The 20866-nt window shown below is 63.3% G+C and carries 16 protein-coding genes and 1 pseudogene; 16 read left to right on the forward strand and 1 reads right to left on the reverse strand.

Annotated features, from left to right (window positions below):
* Positions 1-99: 99 nt before the first annotated feature.
* From NKJ78_RS20915 to apnL, 7 genes and pseudogenes are all read left to right on the forward strand, one after another.
* Positions 100-927, forward strand: coding sequence for a phosphogluconate dehydrogenase C-terminal domain-containing protein (locus tag NKJ78_RS20915; RefSeq protein WP_023706030.1), 828 nt, complete (start codon positions 100-102; stop codon positions 925-927).
* A 324-nt stretch (positions 928-1251) separates the two neighbouring features.
* A complete protein-coding gene (locus NKJ78_RS20920) occupies positions 1252-2193 on the forward strand; it encodes a D-ribose ABC transporter substrate-binding protein (protein ID WP_023681704.1) in 942 nt (313 codons plus the stop codon).
* A gap of 91 nt (positions 2194-2284) precedes the next feature.
* Positions 2285-2929 (forward strand): DUF2291 family protein, encoded by a 645-nt coding sequence (locus NKJ78_RS20925; protein ID WP_023739050.1) that lies wholly within the window; start codon positions 2285-2287, stop codon positions 2927-2929.
* Entirely contained in the window at positions 2926-4473 is a 1548-nt protein-coding gene (locus NKJ78_RS20930; protein WP_023739049.1) for a sugar ABC transporter ATP-binding protein, read from the forward strand. Before NKJ78_RS20925 ends, NKJ78_RS20930 begins: the two co-directional genes overlap by 4 nt.
* Positions 4470-5534, forward strand: a complete 1065-nt coding sequence (locus tag NKJ78_RS20935) for an ABC transporter permease (RefSeq protein ID WP_023739048.1) — start codon at positions 4470-4472, stop codon at positions 5532-5534. Before NKJ78_RS20930 ends, NKJ78_RS20935 begins: the two co-directional genes overlap by 4 nt.
* A 2-nt stretch (positions 5535-5536) precedes the next feature.
* Entirely contained in the window at positions 5537-6571 is a 1035-nt protein-coding gene (locus NKJ78_RS20940; RefSeq protein WP_023739047.1) for a Gfo/Idh/MocA family protein, read from the forward strand.
* A pseudogene (apnL, locus tag NKJ78_RS20945) lies at positions 6568-8406 on the forward strand (D-apionate lactonase). The gene NKJ78_RS20940 and the pseudogene apnL overlap by 4 nt, the downstream one beginning before the upstream one ends.
* A gap of 1 nt (position 8407) precedes the next feature.
* On the opposite strand, the gene NKJ78_RS20950 reads toward apnL, so the two are convergent.
* Positions 8408-9121: a transcriptional regulator NanR gene (locus NKJ78_RS20950; RefSeq protein ID WP_023733710.1), complete on the reverse strand. Its 714-nt coding sequence runs from the start codon at positions 9119-9121 to the stop codon at positions 8408-8410.
* 186 nt (positions 9122-9307) lie between these two features.
* On the opposite strand from NKJ78_RS20950, the gene oiaX reads away from it, so the two are divergent.
* From oiaX to NKJ78_RS20995, 9 genes are all read left to right on the forward strand, one after another.
* Positions 9308-10558 carry a 3-oxo-isoapionate-4-phosphate decarboxylase OiaX gene (oiaX, locus tag NKJ78_RS20955; RefSeq protein ID WP_023739046.1) on the forward strand — a complete coding sequence of 417 codons (1251 nt, stop codon included), beginning with the start codon at positions 9308-9310 and terminating at the stop codon, positions 10556-10558.
* A 4-nt stretch (positions 10559-10562) separates the two neighbouring features.
* Positions 10563-11897 carry a four-carbon acid sugar kinase family protein gene (locus NKJ78_RS20960; RefSeq protein ID WP_352459124.1) on the forward strand — a complete coding sequence of 445 codons (1335 nt, stop codon included), beginning with the start codon at positions 10563-10565 and terminating at the stop codon, positions 11895-11897.
* 233 nt (positions 11898-12130) lie between these two features.
* Positions 12131-13654 carry an FGGY-family carbohydrate kinase gene (locus tag NKJ78_RS20965; RefSeq protein ID WP_352459123.1) on the forward strand — a complete coding sequence of 508 codons (1524 nt, stop codon included), beginning with the start codon at positions 12131-12133 and terminating at the stop codon, positions 13652-13654.
* Complete coding sequence (locus tag NKJ78_RS20970; protein WP_023672603.1) at positions 13651-14427, forward strand: DeoR/GlpR family DNA-binding transcription regulator; 777 nt, start codon at positions 13651-13653, stop codon at positions 14425-14427. Before NKJ78_RS20965 ends, NKJ78_RS20970 begins: the two co-directional genes overlap by 4 nt.
* Positions 14424-16136 carry a glycerol-3-phosphate dehydrogenase/oxidase gene (locus NKJ78_RS20975; protein WP_023739043.1) on the forward strand — a complete coding sequence of 571 codons (1713 nt, stop codon included), beginning with the start codon at positions 14424-14426 and terminating at the stop codon, positions 16134-16136. The genes NKJ78_RS20970 and NKJ78_RS20975 overlap by 4 nt, the downstream gene beginning before the upstream one ends.
* 317 nt (positions 16137-16453) lie before the next feature.
* Positions 16454-17467 (forward strand): sugar-binding transcriptional regulator, encoded by a 1014-nt coding sequence (locus NKJ78_RS20980; RefSeq protein WP_352562623.1) that lies wholly within the window; start codon positions 16454-16456, stop codon positions 17465-17467.
* Positions 17468-17500: 33 nt separating this feature from the next.
* Positions 17501-18148 (forward strand): DUF2291 domain-containing protein, encoded by a 648-nt coding sequence (locus NKJ78_RS20985; RefSeq protein ID WP_023697633.1) that lies wholly within the window; start codon positions 17501-17503, stop codon positions 18146-18148.
* Entirely contained in the window at positions 18145-19683 is a 1539-nt protein-coding gene (locus NKJ78_RS20990) for a sugar ABC transporter ATP-binding protein (protein WP_023833798.1), read from the forward strand. Before NKJ78_RS20985 ends, NKJ78_RS20990 begins: the two co-directional genes overlap by 4 nt.
* Before the next feature lie 23 nt (positions 19684-19706).
* Complete coding sequence (locus NKJ78_RS20995) at positions 19707-20840, forward strand: ABC transporter permease (protein WP_023739040.1); 1134 nt, start codon at positions 19707-19709, stop codon at positions 20838-20840.
* Positions 20841-20866 lie beyond the last annotated feature (26 nt).

A 20866-nucleotide genomic window follows, 5' to 3' on the forward strand; every position in this document is an offset into this window, starting at 1 on the left:
AAGCCCTGTTCAACTCCTCAATTCGTGGTAAGGTGATTATACCAGTTGATAACATGACGATGGGCGCGACCGTCGTTCAAAATCGGGAGTAGGGATTACATGACGACGATTGCGCTACTCGGTGCCGGCGGCAAAATGGGTTACCGCCTGTCGACCAATTTTCGCGGATCGCTCTACACGGTACGCCATGTCGAGGTGAGCGAGGCCGGCCGCGAGCGGCTGAAGACCGGACTGGGCTTTGACGCGGTCAGTGCCGATGCGGCGCTGGACGGGGCGGACATCGTCATCCTGGCCGTTCCCGACACGCATATCGGCAAGGTGGCGGCTGATATCGAGAGCAAACTGGCGCCGGGCACAATGGTGATAGTGCTCGATGCGGCCGCACCCTTCGCCGGCCATCTGCCCAACCGGCCGGACCTGACCTATTTCGTCACCCATCCCTGTCATCCGCCGATCTTCAACGACGAGACCGACATGGCGGCCAAGAAGGACTATTTTGGCGGCGTCAAGGCCAAGCAGCATATGGTCAGCGCGCTGATGCAGGGACCGGAAGCGGATTACGCCAAGGGCGAGGCGGTCGCGAAAATCATCTGGGCGCCGGTCATGCGCTCGCACCGTGTCACTGTCGAACAGATGGCGCTGCTGGAGCCCGGTCTATCGGAGACGGTGTGCGCGTCACTGCTTGTCGTCATGAAGGAAGCCGTCGACGAGGTCGTCGCGCGTGGCGTCGACCAACAGGCGGCGCTCGACTTCCTGCTCGGCCACATGAACGTGCTCGGCGCCGTGATTTTCGGCGAGACCAAGGGCGTATTCTCGGATGCCTGCAACAAGGCGATCGAATTCGGCAAGCCGGTGCTGATGCGCGACGACTGGAAGCGGGTGTTCGAGCCGGAAGAGATCGCCGCGAGCATTCGGCGCATTACCTGAGACAGGCCGAGTCGGGCGCTTGCCGGAGCGCCTCGATGGCTCGACACACCCGCCATGACGAACAGATGTTTTGCTCAGTGCGAACATGTCACCTCAATTAGTGATTGACTCATCATACCAGTTGGCTTAGCTGTTGATGGCTTGGGCAAGGGTTCGCGGGAAGTACGAAGCCTGGGCGAGTGGAGGGACGGCGGGGGAGCAGCGATCGTTTGGGAAGCCGGCACCGGCATTCAGCCTGAACCGATCGGGCGGCCCGCGTTGCGCGATGAATTCGAATGCAGAGGCCTTGATTTATCAAGGCAATTTTTCAAACGGGAGGACATCATGAAACTCACACGCAGAATGACACTTGCGGCGTTCGCCGGCATGCTGGCGCTTGGCACGGCGGTACCCGCCTATGCGGCCGACCTCATTGCCATCATCACGCCCTCGCACGACAATCCGTTCTTCAAGGCGGAAGCCGTCGGCGCCGAAGCCAAGGCCAAGGAACTCGGCTACGAAGCGCTTGTGCTCGTCCATGACGACGACGCCAACAAGCAATCCGAATTGATCGATACGGCGATCGGTCGCGGCGCCAAGGCGATCATCCTCGACAATGCCGGCGCCGACGCCACTGTCGCTGCCGTGCAGAAGGCCAAGGACGCGGGCGTGCCGTCGTTCCTGATCGATCGCGAGATCAACGCCACCGGCGTCGCCGTGGCTCAGATCGTCTCCAACAACTACCAGGGCGCCCAGCTCGGCGCGCAGGAGTTCGTCAAGCTGATGGGCGAGAAGGGCAATTTCGTCGAGCTGGTCGGCAAGGAATCCGACACCAATGCCGGCATTCGCTCGAAGGGCTATCATGACGTCATCGACGATTATCCGGATCTGAAGATGGTCGCCCAGCAATCGGCCAACTGGAGCCAGACGGAAGCCTATTCCAAGATGGAATCGATCCTGCAGGCCAACCCTGACATCAAGGGCGTCATCTCCGGCAATGACACGATGGCGATGGGCGCCTATGCGGCGCTGGTCGCGGCAAACCGCAAGGACGTCATCGTCGTCGGCTTCGACGGATCGAACGACGTGCGCGACTCCATCACCGCGGGCGGCATCAAGGCAACCGTCCTGCAGCCGGCCTATGCGCAGGCGCAGATGGCGGTCGAGCAGGCCAACGACTTCATCAAGAACAAGAAGTCGCCGGCCAAGGAAAAGCAGCTGATGGACTGCGTTCTGGTCAATGGCGACAATGCTGCCAAGCTGGAAACGTTTGCGCTGACCAACTGAGCCGGCGTGACATGAACAGCGAGGGGCTACCCAAGGGTCGTCCCTCGTCGCCCCTTTCCGTGGGTATTGATCACATGCTCAACAAGCCATCATGCTGAACAACAAGCCGATCTGGCCGATCCTTGCCGTGATACTCGGCATCAGCTTGACCGCCTGCAAGATCCTCCCGACCCCTTCGGGGGACAGCGGCAATGCCGCCGTCTTCAATCCGGACAAGATGGTCGAGGAGATCTGGGCCGCGAAGGTCGTGCCTTACCTCCAGCAGAAGGCCGGGCCGTTTGCCGAGGTCCACGCTCTGGCGAAAACCGATCCTGCTTCCGCTGGCGCCAAATATGGCAATCCGAACAAGCAGGCGAATTCGCCATGGACCTTCGCGGTTCGCGCCGAGGGCAAGATCATCGCAGCCAACACGGCGTCACGCGCGGCAACGATGGATATCGATGTCGACGGCGACGGCAAGGCCGATGCGCGTGTGCAAATCGGACCGGCGATGCGGGGAACCGCGCTGCGCGACAGTCTCGATTTCATCCAGTTCAACGATTTTACCAACCAGATCGACTTCGCCCAGTTCGGCAAGGCGTTCAACGCCTATGCCGTCAAGGCCGTGCTTGCCAAACTGCCGCGTGACGCGCTGGAAGGCCGGACCGCCAAGGTTCTCGGCGCCTATACGCTCGAGAGCGGCCAGGACCTGCCGCTGGTGACGCCGGCGGAGGCAGAGATCGGGCCGAAGCCATGAGTGCCGCCGCCGCTCACGATGTCATCCTGAAGCTGGAAGACGTCTCGAAGGTCTATTCCGGCACCGTCGCGGTCAAGCGCGCGAATTTCGAGGTACGCAAGGGGGCGGTCAATGTGCTGGTCGGCGAAAACGGCGCCGGCAAATCGACGCTGATGAAGATTATCGCCGGCGTCGAACAGCCGACGCTCGGCCGGATCCTCCTGGAAAGGGAGGAGGTCTCCTTCTCGTCCTCGGGCGACGCGGTGAACCGCGGCATCGGCATGGTGTTCCAGGAGCTGAACCTGTTTGGCAATATGACCGTCGCCGAGAACATCTTCGCCACGCGCGAGATCACCAACCGGTTCCGCAAGATCGACCGCAAGGAACAGGAGCGTCGCGCGGCGCAATTTCTCGAACGGCTGCAGGCCGGGATAAGGCCGGACATGCTGGTCGAGGATCTGCGCATCGGCCAGCAGCAGCTGGTCGAGATCGCCAAGGCGGTCTCGCTCGATGCACGCATCCTGATCATGGACGAGCCGACCTCGGCGCTGAGTGCGGCGGAAGTCGAGATCCTGTTCAAGGTGATCGCCGACCTCAAGGCGCGCGGCGTGGCCATCGTCTATATCTCGCACCGGCTGGAAGAGCTGATCCGCATCGGCGACTACATCACCGTGCTGCGCGATGGACACATCACCGGCCAGGAAGAGATGAAAAACGTCGACACGCGGTGGATCGTGCGGCAGATGATCGGCTCCGACGCCAAGGATTTCGCCAAGGCCGACGGCCATTTTCCCGGCGAAGAGATATTCCGCGCCGAGGACATCTGCCTGCCGCGCGCCACCGGCGGGCTGGCGGTCGATCACGTCTCGCTGTCGCTGCGCGCCGGCGAGATCCTCGGCATATACGGCCTGATGGGCGCCGGGCGGAGCGAGCTGTTCGACTGCATCATGGGCCGCCATGGCCAGGCTACCGGCGCAATCTTCATCGCCGGCAAAAAGGTCAAGGAGCGCGACACGACGCGGCGTATCCGGCGCGGGCTGGCGCTGATCCCCGAAGACCGCCAGCGCGAAGGGCTGGTGTCGATCCTCTCCGTCGCCAGCAATCTGACGCTGGCCAGCCTGTCGCGCTTTGTCCGCCTGTTCCACATCAGTGGCGGCCAGGAGAAGCAGGCGGTGACGCAGATGGTGCGGGAACTGGCGATCAAAGTCGCCGACCCGGCGCAGGAGGTCTCATCGCTGTCAGGCGGCAACCAGCAAAAGGTGGTGATCGGCAAGGCGCTGCTCACCGGGCCTAAGGTGCTGCTGATGGACGAGCCCAGCCGCGGTATCGATGTCGGCGCCAAGGCCGACGTCTTCCGCACCATGCGCAAACTGTCGCGCGACGGGCTGGGCATTCTGTTCGCCACCTCGGATCTCGATGAGGTGATGGCGCTGTCCGACCGCATCGCGGTGATGAGCAATGGAAAACTGACGGGCATGTTCGATCGCGCCGAGGCGACGGAGGCAGCCCTTGTCGCCGCCTCGGCACTTGGCCACGGACCGGCCCCGCACACGGAGAACCCATGACTGACATCCCGGCCAAGGCGGCTGTCTCCTCCGTTTCGAGCGGCTCGCTGCTGCTGACGCTGATGAAGGCGAGGACCTTCATCGCGCTGATCGCCGTCTTGATCTTCTTCTCGATCGCGGCGCCGAATTTCCTGTCGACAGCCAATCTGATCCTGATGTCGAAACATGTGGCGCTGAACGCCTTCCTCGCCATGGGCATGACCTTCGTCATCATCACCGGCGGCATCGATCTCTCAGTCGGCTCGATCGTCGGCCTGTGCGGCATGGTCGCCGGCTACCTCGTGCTGAACGGCATCGACCTGCAATTCGGCTACACCGTCTATTTCAACGTCGTCGAGATCGCGCTGATCACGCTGGCGGTCGGCATATTGATCGGCGCCGTCAACGGATTGCTGATCACCAGGTTGAATGTAGCGCCGTTCATCGCCACGCTCGGCGTGCTCTATGTCGCGCGCGGCCTGGCGTTGCTGTCGTCGGACGGCCGCACCTTCCCCAACCTCGTCGGCAAGCCGGAGCTTGGCACCACCGGGTTTGGTTTCCTCGGCGCCGGGCGGCTGCTCGGCCTGCCGGTGGCGATCTGGACACTGATCGTCGTTGCGCTGGCGGCGGCCTACCTCGCCAAATACACCCCGCTCGGCCGCCACATCTTCGCCGTCGGCGGCAATGAACGGGCGTCGCGAATTTCGGGCGTTCGTGTCAACATGGTGAAAATATTCGTCTACATGTTCTCCGGCTTCTGCGCGGCGATCGTCGGCCTGATCATCTCGTCCGAACTGATGGCCTCGCACCCGGCAACAGGCGAAAGTTTCGAGCTCAACGCCATTGCGGCGGCGGTGCTCGGCGGCACCTCGATGTCGGGTGGGCGCGGCACGATCGGCGGCACCATTGTCGGCGCCTTCGTCATCGGCATTCTTTCGGACGGGTTGGTGATGATGGGCGTGAGTTCCTTCTGGCAGATGGTGATCAAGGGCCTTGTCATCATCGTCGCCGTCGTCGTCGACCAGGCGCAGCGCCGGCTGCAGAGCCGGGTGACGTTGATGCAGATGGCAAAGGCAGGCTGAGCATGGCGGAGTTGCGGGGAGGGCTCATCGGCTGCGGCTTCTTTGCCATCAACCAGATGCATGCCTGGCGCGACATTGAAGGCGCCGCGATGGTCGCCATTTGCGACCGCGACCCGGAGCGGCTGCGCATCATCGGCGACCAGTTCGGCATTGCGAAGCGCTACACCGACGCGGCAGAGATGTTTGCAAGCGAAAGCCTCGACTTCGTCGATATCGCCACTACCGTTCCCAGCCATCGTCCGCTGGTCGAGATGGCGGCGCTGCACCGTGTGCCGGTGATTTGCCAAAAGCCGTTCGCGCCGACGCTTGCCGACGCCAAGGCGATGGTGAGGGCCTGCGTGGAAGCCGGCGTACCGCTGATGGTGCATGAGAATTTTCGCTGGCAGTCGGCGATCCAGGCGGTGCGTGCCGTGCTCGACAGCGGCGAGATCGGCACGCCGTTCTTCGGGCGCATCTCCTTCCGCTCTGCCTATGACGTGTTTTCCGGCCAGCCCTATCTCGCCAAGGGAAAGCGCTTCATCATCGAGGACCTCGGTATCCACAGTCTCGACATCGCCCGTTTTCTACTGGGCGACGTGTCGACGATCACGACGCGAACGGCGCGCATCAACCCCGATATCGCCGGCGAGGACGTCGTAACGATGCTGATGGATCACAAGAGCGGCGCCACCTCAGTCGTCGACTGCAGCTACGCGACGAAGCTTGCCGTGGAGCCGTTTCCCGAAACGCTTATCGAGATCGACGGCAGCGACGGCACAATCCGCCTGGCGCAGGGATATCGGCTCACCGTGACCGGCAGGCGCGGCACGAAGATCACCGACGTTTCGCCGCCCGTACTCGCCTGGGCATCGCGCCCATGGCACAACATCCAGGAGAGTGTCGTCGCCATCCAGCAGCACTGGGTCGACTGCCTGGCAGAGGGAACCGAGCCGGCGACCTCGGGCGCCGACAATCTCAAGACATTCGCGCTGGTCGAGGCGGCCTATCTGGGCGCCGCGAGCCACGAACCTGTCCACCTGGATGGCTTGCTGACATGACAGCCGACGCCTTCCTCCTATACGGCGCACGCGTGGTCGAGGCCGAGCCGGTCAGGCTGAGTGCGGGCCTGCTCAGCGCCGACTTCGTCAACGGCAATCTGCGCACCATCCGTTACGGCGGCATCGAAGTGCTGCGCGCCATCGCCTACATCGTGCGCGACCGCGACTGGGGCACTTACGAGCCTGAACTGACCGACCTTGCCGTCGATTAGGACGCCGACAGCTTCTCCGTCAGCTACTCCGCAAGTTGCTTAGCGCCGGGCGGAAGCCGGCTCGACCTTCGCGCTACGATCAAGGGCTCCGCCAACGGTCACCTGGTCTTCGACGTCAGCGCGGTCCCTGAAAGCGATTTCGAGACCAATCGCTGCGGCTTCTGCATCCTGCATCCGATCGCCGGCCTCTCCGGAAGCCCGGTGACGGTCGAGCATACGGACGGCAGCTTGGTGGCGGCGAAGCTGCCGCTGTTGATCGATCCCTGGCAGCCTTTCAAGGATTTGCGCTCGATCACCCATGAAGTCCGGCCGGGCATCACTGCCGAATGCCGGATGGAAGGCGACACTTTCGAGATGGAGGACCAGCGCAACTGGTCGGACGCGTCATACAAGACCTATGTGCGGCCGCTGGCGCTGCCATGGCCCTATGTGCTGCCGGCCGGCCAAACTGTAAGCCAGACGGTCAGCCTTCGCATCACCGGCGAGGGGGGAATGCCGGCCGCAGCATCTGCCGCCGAACCGGTCAGCGTCGAACTCGGCGAGACCGGGCAGAGGCTGCCGGATCTCGGCGTGATCATCTACCCGGATGAGGTCGAAGCAGCGCTCGCAAATCTTTCGACATTGACCGAGCTCGGCCCGCAGCAACTTGTCTTCCACTACGATCCGACGCGCGGCCACGGTCTCGAAGCATTGCAGTCTTATGCAAGGCTCACCGCCGCCTATCCGGTGCAGACGACGCTGGAATGCGTCGTTGCCTGCGCGGGCGACCTCGATGCCGAGCTGTCAGGCGTTGCCGACATGGTGCGTCAAGCCGGGTTGAAGCTTTCGGCCATTGCCGTCTCGCCTTCGGTTGACCGGCAGTCGACACCGCCGGGCAGCGCGTGGCCGGACTGTCCGCCGCTCGAAGACGTCTATGCCGCGGCCCGTCGCGCCTTTCCCGATATCCGGCTCGGCGGCGGCATGTTCAGCTATTTCACCGAGCTCAACCGCAAGCGCGTGCCGGGGGGCCTGCTCGATTTCGTCACTCACTGCACGTGCCCGATCGTGCACGCTGCCGACGATCTCAGCGTCATGCAGTCGCTGGAGGCGCTGCCCTTCATCACCCCGTCGACGCGGGCGATCTTCGGGGCAAAGCCCTACCGCATCGGTCCGTCGACGATCGCCATGCGCCAGAACCCCTATGGCGGCGCGACGAAGGGCAATCCCGGGGGACAGCGCATCGCCATGGCCGATCGCGACCCTCGTCATGCCGGCCTGTTCGCTGCCGCATGGACGATCGGCTATGCCGCGCGCGTGGCGCCGGCTGGGCTGGAACTGCTCACGCTCTCCGGCTTCGCCGGGCCGTTCGGCGTGCTGGCAGCATCCGGCGAACCCGTCGCGGAAGGATCGCCCCGGCCGATCTTCGATGCCATCAAGGGGCTTTGCGAAATGGCCGGCCTTGCGTATGTGGCGGCAAGGACGAGCGATCAGACCAAGGTGCTGGCGCTGGCCGGCCGCTCCGCTTCGGGCAAGACCTTCGCGTGGCTGGCGAACCTGACAGCGAACGACGTGACGGTCGACATCTCAGCGTTTGGCCGAGGCCAACTGGTGATGGCGCCCTATGCGATTGCCCGGTTCGGCTGAACTATTTTTCGGTATTCATCACATAGAGCGCGCGCGAGCGCTCGAGATGCTTGATCATCGCCTTCTCGGCGCCGTCGGCATCCTTCTTCTCGATGCGGCCGATGATCTCTTCATGCTCGGTCAGCGTGAACTGTTCCTTGCCGGTCCAGATCAGCATTTCGGTATGATATTCCTTCAGCCAACCGAGCATCGCCTCGCTGACGGCGATATAGATCGGGTTGCCTGAAATGGCCGCGATCTGGGTGTGAAACTTCATGTCGGCTGAAATGAAAGCCTCGGAATCGCCGCGAAAGCCACGCTGTTCGGCAATTGTGGCCCGCAGTTGCTCAACGTCCTCGGCAGTGGCGTTTTCGGCGGCTTCCCTGACCATACCGCGCTCGAAGAAGATGCGCGCCGTTTTCAGGTGTTCCAACGTGTCCTTCGACGACGACAGGATGATCTTGGCTGCGCCATCGACCTGCTTGATGATCGACTTGGCGGTCAGCTGCAGCACCTTGGCGCGTTCCCCATGCGAGATCGCGACGAGGCCCATATTGCTCAGCGCCTGCATCGCCTCGCGGATCGCGGGACGGCCGACCTCGAAGCGCTCCATCAACTCGCGCTCCGACGGCATGTCGTCGCCCGGCGTCAATTCTCCGCTGGTGATCAGGCGCTTCAGCCGCAAAAACACTTCGTCGGAAAGTTTGCGCCGGATGATCGGCTCCGAACGGTTCATCGTCGCGAATCACTCCCTTGACCTGTCTCTATCTAGCATTGCCACAGCCATTCCCGGAATGGCCGTCGCCCCGATCGGCCATAGCCGCAAGACAGGATATTGCTTGCAAAGCTTATGTACTCATTATACCAGATTCTGACGATCAAGGAACTCATTTCGAACCTCCGCGGCCTCAGACAACGAACCATGATCACGCTCACCTACCGCATCGAAACGTCAGGTAGCATCGAGGCGCTGGCGACCAAGATCGCCAGCGACCAGTCGACTGGAACCTTCGTCGCGCTGCCCGGCGAAACCGAGGAACTAAAGGCCCGGGTGGCCGCGCGCGTCCTGGCCATCCGGCACCTGCCGGACGCACTTCGCCCCTCCATTCCCGAGGCCGGTAACGGGCCGTTCAAGCGCGCGGATGTCGACATCGCCTTTCCATTCGATGCCATCGGCCACGACCTGTCGGCTCTGATGACCATTGCCATCGGCGGCGCCTATTCGATCAAGGGCCTGTCCGGCATTCGCGTTGTCGACATGAAGCTGCCGGAGCAATTCCGCGGCGCGCATCCAGGGCCGCAATTCGGCGTCGCCGGCAGCCGCAGGCTGACAGGTGTCACGGACCGACCGATTATCGGCACCATCGTCAAGCCGGCGCTGGGGCTTCGGCCACACGAGACCGCCGCAATGGTGGGGGAGCTGATCGCCGCCGGCGTCGATTTCATCAAGGACGACGAGAAGCTGATGAGCCCGGCCTATTCGCCGCTGGCGGAGCGGGTGAAGGCAATCATGCCGCTGATCCTCGACCACGAGCAGAGGACCGGCAAGAAGGTGATGTATGCCTTCGGCATCTCGCATGCCGACCCGGACGAGATGATGCGCAACCACGATCTGGTGGCCAAGGCGGGCGGCAATTGCGCGGTGGTCAACATCAATTCGATAGGCTTCGGTGGCATGGCGTTTCTTAGAAAACGCTCCAGCCTGGTGCTGCATGCCCATCGCAACGGCTGGGACATTCTTACTCGCCATCCCGGCCTCGGCATGGACTTCAAGGTCTGGCAACAGTTCTGGCGGCTGCTCGGCGTCGACCAGTTCCAGATCAACGGCATCCAATCGAAATACTGGGAGCCGGACGCGTCTTTCGTCGAGTCCTTCAGGGCGGTGACGACGCCGATTTTTGCGCCTGAGGATTGCGCCTTGCCTGTGGCGGGCTCCGGCCAATGGGGCGGGCAAGCGCCCGAGACCTATGAACGGACCGGCCGCACGGTCGATCTGCTCTATCTGTGCGGCGGCGGCATCGTCAGCCATCCGGATGGACCGGGCGCCGGGGTGCGTGCCGTGCAGCAAGCCTGGCAGGCGGCGGTCGACGGCATTCCGCTGGCGGAATTCGCCTTGAGCCATCCCGAACTGGCGCGGTCGATCGAAAAGTTCGGCGACGGCAAAGCGGCCTGAAGCAATGCAAGACCTGCTTCTCAGCTATTATGGCGACGACCTCACCGGCTCGACCGACGTCATGGAAGCGCTCGAACTCGGCGGCGTGCCGACCGCGCTATTTATGAGCCAGCCGGACGCGGCCATACTTGCGCAGTTCAGCCACTGCCGCGCCATTGGATTGGCCGGCACCAGCCGCAGCGAGACGCCACAATGGATGGACACGCATCTGAGCGATGCCTTCGCTTGGCTGAAGACGCTGAATGCCGCGATCTGTCACTACAAGGTCTGCTCGACCTTCGATTCCAGCCCGGCGATCGGCAGCATCGGCCGGGCGATCGAGATCGGCCGCTCGGTCTTCGCGCAGGACAGCGTGCCGCTGCTGGTCGGGGCGCCGCAACTCAAGCGTTACACTGCCTTCGGTCATCTATTCGCGGCCTATCGTGAAAAGTATTTCCGCATCGACCGCCATCCGGTGATGAGCCGCCACCCGACGACGCCGATGGATGAATCCGACCTGCTGATCCATCTGTCGCGGCAGACGGAGCTCACGTCGGGGCTGGTCGATCTCGCGACGTTGCAGTCGGCGTCGCGCTCGGAAGCCTTCGACCGCTTGATCGCAAAGGGCACCGACATCGTACTTGTCGATGTCGACAGCCTCGAGACGCAGGCGCTTGCCGGCAAGGAGATATGGCGCGCCCGCAAGCCGGGCGGTTCGTTCGTCGTCGGCTCGTCGGGGATCGAATATGCGCTGCTGGCCGAATGGGTGTCGAACGGGACAGTCAGAGCTGAACCAGAATTTTCGCCGCCGGGTGCCGCCGACCGGATCGCGGTCGTCTCGGGCAGTTGTTCGTCGACGACCGAACGACAGATCCGTCACGCTTTGACTGACGGCTTCGACGGCATCGAGGTCGATCCCGTCGAACTGGTCTCCGAAGCTTCCGGAGATGCGATCGCACGCGCAGCAGCAGCCGGTCGCGCCAGCCTGGAAGGCGGACGCAGCGTCGTTCTCTACACGGCCCTTGGACCCACGGCCGACAGGGGGGGCGAAATCGACCGCCAGGAAGGCGCCCGCCACAAGCTCGGGCGGGGCCTCGGCGAACTGCTTCGCGCGCTGACCATCGAGCAGAAGTTGCAGCGCGTGGTCGTTGCCGGCGGCGATACGTCGAGCCACGCGCTCGGCCAGATGGGTGTCGATGCGCTGACCGTGCGGATGCCGTTGCCGGCGTCGCCGGGCTCGCCGCTTTGCGTCGCTCACTCGCGCGTCAAGGCGATCGATGGGCTGGAGGTGGCACTCAAGGGCGGGCAGGTTGGAACCGACCGCTATTTCAGCGCCATCCGTGACGGCCTTAGCAGCTGATTACGCGTCGCCTGGCAACCGCGAGATCCATCCGTGGCTCCCTGGCGCCGAAGCCTTTTTGTCGCGTATGTTGACGTTAAATTCACATAAAGATATGAGTTCTTCGTTGCGGCGAGGTGCTTTTGCCGTTTGTCCCCCTTGCTCAATCGGGGTTGTCGCCATGTGTTTCGCCCTTGCATCAGACTGCAGGATCGCCCTGTAGCAATCGCCAGTTGCTGAAAGAGGCGGTGATCATGCCCAGCCTGCTCGGAATCGATAACGGCCTCACGGTCACCAAGGCGGTCATCTTCGATGCCGACGGCGCGCAATTGTCCGTGGCCCGTCGCCGGGTGCCGCAATCGATGCCCCACGCGCGCTGGGTGGAGCGCGACATGTCAGGCCTGTGGCAAGCAACAGCCGACGCCATCAAGGAGGCGATCGCGCTCTCCGGCAGGCCGGCGGAAGACATCAAGGCGGTGGCGGCGACCGCGCATGGCGATGGTCTCTATCTGCTCGATCATGATCGTCAGCCTTTGGGACCAGGCATCCTGTCGCTCGACAGCCGCGCCGGCGACATTGTCGAAAGGTGGTCCGCCGGTACCGTTTTCACCGATGCACTGGCGACGACAGGCCAGACGCCGCATGTTTCGGCGCCGTCGGCGCTGCTGGCGTGGCTTAAGCAGAACGATCCTGATCGCTATGGCCGCATCGGCCATGTGCTGGCCTGCAAGGACTGGCTGCGCTTTTGCCTGACCGGCACGATCGGGACCGACCGCACGGAGGCCAGCACTTCATTCACGGATTTTCGCACGCAAGCCTATGCGCCTGAAGCGCTGCGCATCTTCGGGTTGAAGGATCTGTTCAACGCGCTGCCGCCGGTGGCGCATTCCGCTGACATCGCCGGTCAAGTCACAGCCGATGCCGCCGAAAGGACCGGCCTTCGCAGGGGAACACCGGTCGCCTGCGGCCTGCACGACGTGGCCGCCTCGGCGCTTGGCATGGGCGGCCATGAAGACGGCGTGCTCGCCATCGTCGCCGGCACGTATTCCATCAACGAAGTCGTCTCTTCGCAACCGCGCGTCGACCGACGTTGGTTCTGCCGCAACGCCATCGATGCGGGGCGTTGGAACAACATGTCGATCTCGCCGGCCTCGACCGCGAACTACGACTGGTTTCTCGACACTTTCTGTCGCTTGGAGCAAGACAGGACAAACGCGGATGGCGGCTCGCTCCACGAATTGCTGGCGGGAGAGATCGACGCGGCGTTGAAGAAGCCTTCGACCATCCTGTTTCATCCCTATCTGTTCGGCTCTCCCTATGGCGATTTGGCCAGCGGCAGCTTTGTCGGCCTGCATGGCTGGCACAATCGCGGCGACATGCTGAAGGCGGTTCTGGAAGGCATCGCCTTCAATCACCGCACCCATGTCGAGGCTTTGCGCGACGGCTTTGCCGTCAGCGAGATCCGCCTGACCGGCGGCGGTTCGCGCAATCCTGCTTTCGTCCAGATGTTTGCCGACGTGCTGAACGCCCCGGTCACCGTCACCTCGACGGATGAGACCGCGGCCCTCGGTGCCGCGCTTTGCGCAGGTGCTGCGGTCGGCTTGTTCAAGACGCCGCAAGAGGGCGCCAGGCAGGTCGGCATGACGGAGCGGACGTACCAAACCGTGCCCGCCTCCAGTGCTGTGTTCAATGAGCGGTTTTCGCTCTACTGCCGCATAGCCGAGCAGCTGAAGTCGCATTGGCCTGATATCGAAAGGCTGGCGGGGGTAAACGCATGATCAAGGCCGACGAACGACGCGAAGAGATCGCCGATTATGTGATCAAGCTCGGCCAGGTGCGCATCGATGATCTGGTCGAGCATTTCGGCGTGTCGCGCATGACCATCCACCGGCATATCGACCGGCTTGCGCAGCAGGGCGTGCTGCGCAAGCTGCACGGTGCGGTGACGGTCCAGCCTTCCGGCCTCTACGAGAGCGCTTTCCGCTACCGGGTGACCGTCAATCGAGCCGAGAAGGATGCACTGGCGCGGGCGGCACTGGATTATATCGAGGCCGGCCAGGTGGTGATGCTGGACGATTCATCGACGGCAAACGCGGTCGCGACGCTGCTGCTCGACGTCAAGCCGCTGACCGTCATTTCCAACAGCGTCTCGACGGCGGGCCAATTGATCAATGTGGACGATATCGATTTCATCTGCCTCGGCGGCCAGTATCATCCCACTTACAACGCCTATATCGGCATTGTCTGCGAGAACGCCGTGGCGCAGTTGCGCGCCAATGTGCTGATCTGTTCGGCTTCGGCCGTCACCGGAACCACTGCTTTCATCCAGGATCCGAATGTCGTGCGGGTCAAGCAGGCGATGATGACCGCCTCCGTGAAGCGCATCCTTTTGGTCGACCACGCAAAATTCGACCGGATCGCGCTGCATGTCTTCGACGATCTGACCAGTTTCGACGCCGTGCTGGTGACCGAGGGCCTGGGCGATGCGCAGGCGCAGAGCCTCGAACGGGCGGGGGTGAAGTTGCGCATCGTCAAGACGAAGGCGCCATGAACCCAGCAGATGGAGCCGGGGCGGACAATCCCGCAGGGCGTCTCGCCGCGATGGCCGGGACCGGCGAAGTCGACGTCGTCATTCTTGGCGCCGGCATCAACGGGGCTGGGCTGTTTCGCGATCTGTGCGCGCAAGGTGTCAGCTGCCTGATCGTCGAAAAGGCGGATTTCGGCTCGGGCACCAGTGCCGCGCCGTCGAGGCTCATCCACGGCGGCTTGAAATATCTCGAGACCGGCGAGTTCGGGCTGGTGGCGCAGTCGACGCTCGAACGCAATCTGCTTCTTCAAAACGCGCCGCACTATGTCAGCCCGCTGCCGACCGTCATCCCGATCTTCTCGTGGAGCAAGGGCATGCTCGCGGCGTTGCGAACGCTGTTCGGCTCGACCAGCGCGCCGCGCAGCCGCGGCGCCATACTGATCAAGATCGGCTTGATGATCTACGATTTCTACGGTTCACGAAACCAGGTCATGCCGCGCCACCGCATGGTCGGGCGGCGGCAGGCGCTTGTTGAGATGCCGGCGCTCAATCCGGCGATCGTCGCCACCGGCACCTACTACGACGCCAAGATAAGTCACCCGGAAAGGCTGGTGCTGGAACTGATCCTCGACGGCTTGCAGGCTCACGCGGCGTCTGCCGGTGCCAACTACACGACACTGGCGGCTTCAGCCAATGGCGTGCTCACCTTCCAGCCGGAAAACGGCGCGGCCTTTTCGGTGCGGCCGAAGCTGGTGGTGAACGCCGCCGGTCCGTGGATCGACGACGTCAACGCGCTGCTTGGTGCTCCATCGAAGATGATCGGCGGCACCAAGGGCTCGCATATCCTGTTAAGGCATGACGAACTGGTCAAAAGCCTCGCCGGGCGCATGCTCTATTTCGAGGCCGATGACGGCCGCATCTGCCTGGTCTACGACTATCTCGGCCTGGCGCTGGTCGGCTCGACCGACATCAAGGCCGACAATCCGGACGCGGTCCGCTGCGAACCCGAAGAAGCCGACTATCTGCTCGACAGCGTGCGAACGCTGCTGCCGGGCATGGCGTTCGAGCGCGACCAGATCGTCTACGCCTATAGCGGCATCCGGCCGCTGCCGACGTCTGAAGCAGCGACGCCCGGACTGATCAGCCGCGATCATTCGGCGCCGGTCGCCGAGCCGGACGGCAACAGGCCCTTTGCAGTCATTTCGCTGGTCGGCGGCAAATGGACGACGTTCCGCGGCTTTGCCGAGGAAGTCACTGATACCGTACTCAAGCGCTTGCAGCGCAGCCGCAAGGTGTCGACACGATCGATGCCGATCGGGGGTGGCCGGGATTTTCCGGCCAACGCCGCGGCGCGCGCGAACTGGCTGGCTGAGGCACAGCAGGCAGCAGGCGCCGGGGAAGGGCGCCTCGACCAATTGCTGTCGCGCTATGGGACCAGAGCCGTTGAGATCGCCAGGCACGGGTCGAATGATGAGGGTCGTCTGCCGGACTCGGACGGCTACGGCAAGGCGGAAATCGACTACATCGTGCGCAACGAATTCGTCGAACATCTGGCCGATGTCGTCATGCGCCGCAGCACGTTGGCGATAGGCGGCTCGTTGACGAGCCGCGACCTGACGGAGATTGCCGCGATCGCCGGGCGGGTGTTGGGGTGGAGCACCGAGCGCCTCGCGCGGGAGGTCGAAGCCGCTGTTGTCGAGCTCGAGGGCAGGAACCTGATGCGGCTGGACTGATCGCTTGATCGCTGACGCCGATAGCTTTCCTGAGGCAACCCATCGGTTTGCCCTCGTTGGGCCGTGTTGCTCCAAACTTCCCATCTTAAACCCAGGATTTTGCCCGCGCCTACGGGTGCCACCACCGGGATGGATAACACAAATTGACGTTAATATAACGCTGCCATATGGTCATATTATATGCTTACCTTCTAATAGGCGCGTTGGCTGCCGAACGTCGGCTGGAGGCTACCATCTGCGGAGGGATTGACAGCGATACAAAGGTATGAAAATTTTTGCACACAAAGATAATATTATCACCCTGGGGAGGGAATGGCTTGAATTCCGGCGGATCCGCGAACCGCGGCCATGAGTCCAGTCTCGCCACGCGCGCGGCCTGGCTGCACTATGCCGGTGGTCTGACCCAGGCCCAGGTGGCCAAGCGGCTTGGCCTGACCAGTCTCAAGGCGCATAGGCTGATCACCAAGGCCAACCAGGAAGGTCTGGTCAGGGTCTTCATCGACGGCGACGTCGCCGAATGCGTCGACCTGGAACAGCGCCTGATCGCCGCCTATGGGCTCCACTATTGCGAGGTGGTTCCCGATCTCGATCAGGACGAACTGCCGCTCAAGGGGCTGGGCATTGCCGGCGCCCAGTTCCTGAGGCGCGAAATCGATCGCGGCGAAGACATGCTGATCGGCGTCGGCCATGGCCGCACGCTTGCCGCCAGCGTCGAATATCTGACGCGCGCAACTGCTGCTCACATCCGTTTCGTCTCGCTGCTTGGCGGCGTGACGCGCAAATTCGCCGCCAACCCGCACGACGTCATGCATCGCCTGGCAGAGCGGACCGGCGCGCAGGCTTTCGTCATGCCGGTGCCTTTTGTCGCCAATACCGCCGAGGACCGCGAAGTGCTGCTTGGCCAGCGCGGCATCAGCGATGTGTTCGCTCTCGCCAGCCGGTCCGACCTGATGTTCGTCGGAATAGGCACGGCCGAGCGGGAGGCGTCTCTGGTCGCCACCGGCATGATCGAGCCTTCCGAAATCGACGAGGTCAAGCGTGACGGCGGCGTTGGTGAATTGCTGGCGCATTTCTTCGACGACAAGGGGCGTCCGGTCGAAACGGCCCTGTCGGAAAGAATACTGGCGCTTCCGCGCGATCAGTTGAAGGGCCGCAGGATCGTTGCCGTTGCCGGCGGCAAGGTGAAGGTGCGCGCCATCAAGGCAGTACTCGAAAGCCGTTATCTCAGCGGCCTGATCACCGACGAATGCACGGCCCGCGCCCTGGTCGAGCTCGACGATGCAGCCGGGGCCGCGAAGCGCCGCGTGAACGGAGGAACTTCGAATGCGTGACAACGCACAATCCGCACCGCTGGTGGTTGCATCATGAGCGCGAAAGCCACCGCCCGGCAAGCTTCGCCCGGCCTGCGCCGGGTGCTTGCCGGCGCCGCGGCTCTGGTTCTGCTCGGCGCCATGGCGCTCGACACCAAGGTGATCAAGATCGGCTCTGCCGGCGATGTTCGCAACGCCGTGTTTTCGGCAGCCGACTACGGCAAATCTGAATTCCCCAAGGTGCAAGCCGATGTCGAAGCGCGTGCCGCCGACGCCGCGACGGTGGCGACGGCGATCGCCAAGGACAGGGCGACGGCCGAAAAGGAATATGGCGTGCCGGCGGGTGTCGGACCGGTCATTTCGGTCAAGTTCACCGGCGTCGTCGGCGAGGGAAAATCGGGCATCTACAAGGTCGCCGTCGACGGTTTGCCCGACACTTTGACGGTCCGCGTGCAGACTGGGCCGGCGATCAACGGAACCGAGCTTCGCGACGCCACCGGCAAGATCACCTTTGGTCAGTTCACCAACCAGATCGAGTATCAGGACGCCGGCTCGGCGCTGAACAACGAGATGAAGAAGGAGGTGCTGGCGAAAGTCGATACCAGCGCCTTGACCGGCAAGACAATAGCGGTGGTCGGCGTCTTCAAGCTGGTCAATCCGAAGAGCTGGCTGGTCACACCGGTGAGGCTGGACGTCAAATGACAATGACTGCCGGCACAGAACCCGCGACTGGCGATGCCGTGCTTTCGGCGCGCAATGTCGTCATGTCGTATGGCGGCGTCCACGCGCTCAAGGGCGTCAACTTCGACATCCATCGCGGCAAGGTCACCACCCTGTTCGGAGAGAATGGCGCCGGCAAATCGACGCTGATGAAGATCCTGTCCGGCGTGGTGACGCCGACATCCGGCGACATCGTGCTCGACGGCAATCTCGTCAGCTTTGCCTCGTCTTCGGACGCGCGCGATCGCGGCATTTCGATCATCCACCAGGAGCTCAGCCTGGCGCCGAACCTGAGCGTTCGCGACAACATCTTCATGGGCCGCGAACTGCGCACCAGAACCGGCCTCGACTTCGCCGAGGAGGCGCGCCAGGCGCGGGCGCTGATGGCCGACCTCGAAGAAGACATCGATCCGATGACCCTGGTCGAGGACCTGCGCCTGGGGCAGCAGCAGATCGTCGAGATCGCACGCGCGCTGTCGGTCGATTCCCGCATCCTGATCATGGACGAGCCGACCTCCGCGCTGAGCGCCACGGAGGTCGAAGTGCTGTTCAAGGTGATCCGCGACCTGACCAGCCGCGGCGTCTCCATCGTCTACATCTCGCATCACCTCGAAGAGGCGCTGCAGATCACCGACTACGCCGTCGTGCTGCGTGACGGGGCGATCACGGCGACGGCCGAGGCCAAGGACATCGACCTCGAATGGATCGTCCGCAACATGGTGGGCGAGAATTTCGATCTCGGCTCGCCGCCGACCGGCCACGAGTTCGGCGCGGTGGCGCTGTCGATCGAGGATGTCAGCGTCACCGACGCTTCGGGTTCAGGCTACGTCGTCGATCATCTGTCGCTGGATGTCAAAGCGGGCGAGATCGTCTGCATCTATGGGCTGATGGGCGCGGGCCGCACGGAATTGCTGGAGGCCGTCGCCGGCCGTGTGCCCATGGCGGGCGGGCGGGCGCTGCTGGAGGGTGAGGACGTTTCGGGACTGACCATTGCCCAGCGCATCGCCCGAGGTCTGGTTCTGGTCCCCGAGGATCGCCAGCGCGATGGCCTGGTTCAGACCATGACCGTCGGCCGCAACCTGTCGCTTGCCAGCATCGAGGCATTCGCCAAGGGGCTCTTCCTCTCCCGGCAGAGGGAGCGCGCACTGATCGACGATTCGATCCGCAAGGTGACCATCAAGACCGCGGGCGGAAACGCCATGATCGGATCGCTGTCGGGCGGCAACCAGCAGAAGGTCGTCATAGGCAAGATGCTGACGACGAATCCCAAGGTCATCCTTCTCGACGAGCCGAGCCGCGGCATCGACGTCGGCGCGAAGGCCGAAGTCTTTCGCTTGCTCAGCGAGCGTGCCGCGCAAGGCCTGGCGGTCGTCTTCTCGACCTCGGAGGTCAATGAGTGCCTCAGCATCGCCCACCGCATAGTCGTCATGCGGCGCGGCAAGATTTCCGCCGAATTCGGCGCCAACGCCACCAAAGAGCAGATCATGGCCGCCTCCGGCGAAGCCGTGGTCGCCTGATCGTAGATTCCGGAGCCCCGATCATGAGCGATGTCAGCCAGGCCAGCAAACAGTCCAGCCCCAATGCGGGCGGCGAGGGCTTCGACGTGGCCAAGCTGCTGCTCGAAGGCCGGGCCTTCTTTGCCCTGATCGTCATCATCGTCGTCTTCTCGATCCTGTCGCCCTATTACCTTTCGGTGGCGAATTTCCTGACCATGGCCTCGCATGTCGCCATCTTCGGGATTCTCGCCGTCGGCATGCTGCTCGTCATCCTCAATGGCGGCATCGATCTGTCGGTGGGGTCGACGCTCGGGCTTGCCGGCGTCGTCGCCGGGTTTCTGATGCAGGGCGTGACGCTGACCTGGGTTGGCGTCGTTCTCTACCCGCCGGTCTGGGTGGTCGCGGTGCTGGCCTGTATGCTGGGTGCGGCCGTCGGGCTTATCAACGGCGTGCTGATCGCGCGGTTCAAGGTTCCGGCCTTCGTCGCCACGCTCGGCGTCATGTACATGGCGCGCGGCCTGGCACTGCTGATGACCAGCGGCCTGACCTACAACAATCTCGGCGGCAAGCCGGAGTTGGGCAACACCGGTTTCGATGCTCTCGGCTTCAACCGCCTGTTCGGCGTGCCGACCGGCGTGGTGGTGCTGGCGGTCATCGCGCTGATCGGCAGCATCGTCCTGAACCGCACCGCCTTTGGACGCTGGCTCTACGCCTCGGGCGGCAATGAGCGCGCCGCCGAACTCTCCGGCGTTCCGGTCAAGACCGTGCAGATTTCGGTCTATGTGCTGTCGGGCATCTGCGCCGCCATTGCCGGCCTGATCCTGTCCTCGCAGCTGACCTCGGCCGGGCCGACCGCCGGCACCACCTACGAACTGACGGCCATTGCCGCCGTGGTCATCGGCGGCGCCGCACTCACCGGCGGGCGCGGCAACATTCGCGGCACCTTGCTCGGAGCCTTCGTCATCGGCTTCCTGTCCGATGGTCTGGTGATCATCGGCATCTCATCCTACTGGCAGACAGTGTTCACCGGCGCCGTCATCGTGCTCGCCGTGCTCCTCAATGCCGTTCAGTATCGCCGCCGTAGCAAGCTTCCAGCTTCGACGGGCGGCCAACCGACTTCTCAGAAACGGGGGAAGGCCGAACCGGCCAATCCTGCCCAAGGGAAGACTGCCAGCTGACTGGCAGCAAGACCGCGTAAAATCAT

The organism is Mesorhizobium sp. M0037 (genome assembly GCF_040323635.1).
Lineage (GTDB): Bacteria > Pseudomonadota > Alphaproteobacteria > Rhizobiales > Rhizobiaceae > Mesorhizobium.

Excerpts from the sequence above, each read along its gene's own strand:
- NKJ78_RS20915 (WP_023706030.1), top strand. The coding sequence starts at position 100 with ATGACGACGATTGCGCTACTCGGTGCCGGCGGCAAAATGGGTTACCGC.
- NKJ78_RS20920 (WP_023681704.1), top strand. The coding sequence starts at position 1,252 with ATGAAACTCACACGCAGAATGACACTTGCGGCGTTCGCCGGCATGCTG.
- NKJ78_RS20925 (WP_023739050.1), top strand. The coding sequence starts at position 2,285 with ATGCTGAACAACAAGCCGATCTGGCCGATCCTTGCCGTGATACTCGGC.
- NKJ78_RS20930 (WP_023739049.1), top strand. The coding sequence starts at position 2,926 with ATGAGTGCCGCCGCCGCTCACGATGTCATCCTGAAGCTGGAAGACGTC.
- NKJ78_RS20935 (WP_023739048.1), top strand. The coding sequence starts at position 4,470 with ATGACTGACATCCCGGCCAAGGCGGCTGTCTCCTCCGTTTCGAGCGGC.
- NKJ78_RS20940 (WP_023739047.1), top strand. The coding sequence starts at position 5,537 with ATGGCGGAGTTGCGGGGAGGGCTCATCGGCTGCGGCTTCTTTGCCATC.
- NKJ78_RS20950 (WP_023733710.1), bottom strand. The coding sequence starts at position 9,121 with ATGAACCGTTCGGAGCCGATCATCCGGCGCAAACTTTCCGACGAAGTG.
- oiaX (WP_023739046.1), top strand. The coding sequence starts at position 9,308 with ATGATCACGCTCACCTACCGCATCGAAACGTCAGGTAGCATCGAGGCG.
- NKJ78_RS20960 (WP_352459124.1), top strand. The coding sequence starts at position 10,563 with ATGCAAGACCTGCTTCTCAGCTATTATGGCGACGACCTCACCGGCTCG.
- NKJ78_RS20965 (WP_352459123.1), top strand. The coding sequence starts at position 12,131 with ATGCCCAGCCTGCTCGGAATCGATAACGGCCTCACGGTCACCAAGGCG.
- NKJ78_RS20970 (WP_023672603.1), top strand. The coding sequence starts at position 13,651 with ATGATCAAGGCCGACGAACGACGCGAAGAGATCGCCGATTATGTGATC.
- NKJ78_RS20975 (WP_023739043.1), top strand. The coding sequence starts at position 14,424 with ATGAACCCAGCAGATGGAGCCGGGGCGGACAATCCCGCAGGGCGTCTC.
- NKJ78_RS20985 (WP_023697633.1), top strand. The coding sequence starts at position 17,501 with ATGAGCGCGAAAGCCACCGCCCGGCAAGCTTCGCCCGGCCTGCGCCGG.
- NKJ78_RS20990 (WP_023833798.1), top strand. The coding sequence starts at position 18,145 with ATGACAATGACTGCCGGCACAGAACCCGCGACTGGCGATGCCGTGCTT.
- NKJ78_RS20995 (WP_023739040.1), top strand. The coding sequence starts at position 19,707 with ATGAGCGATGTCAGCCAGGCCAGCAAACAGTCCAGCCCCAATGCGGGC.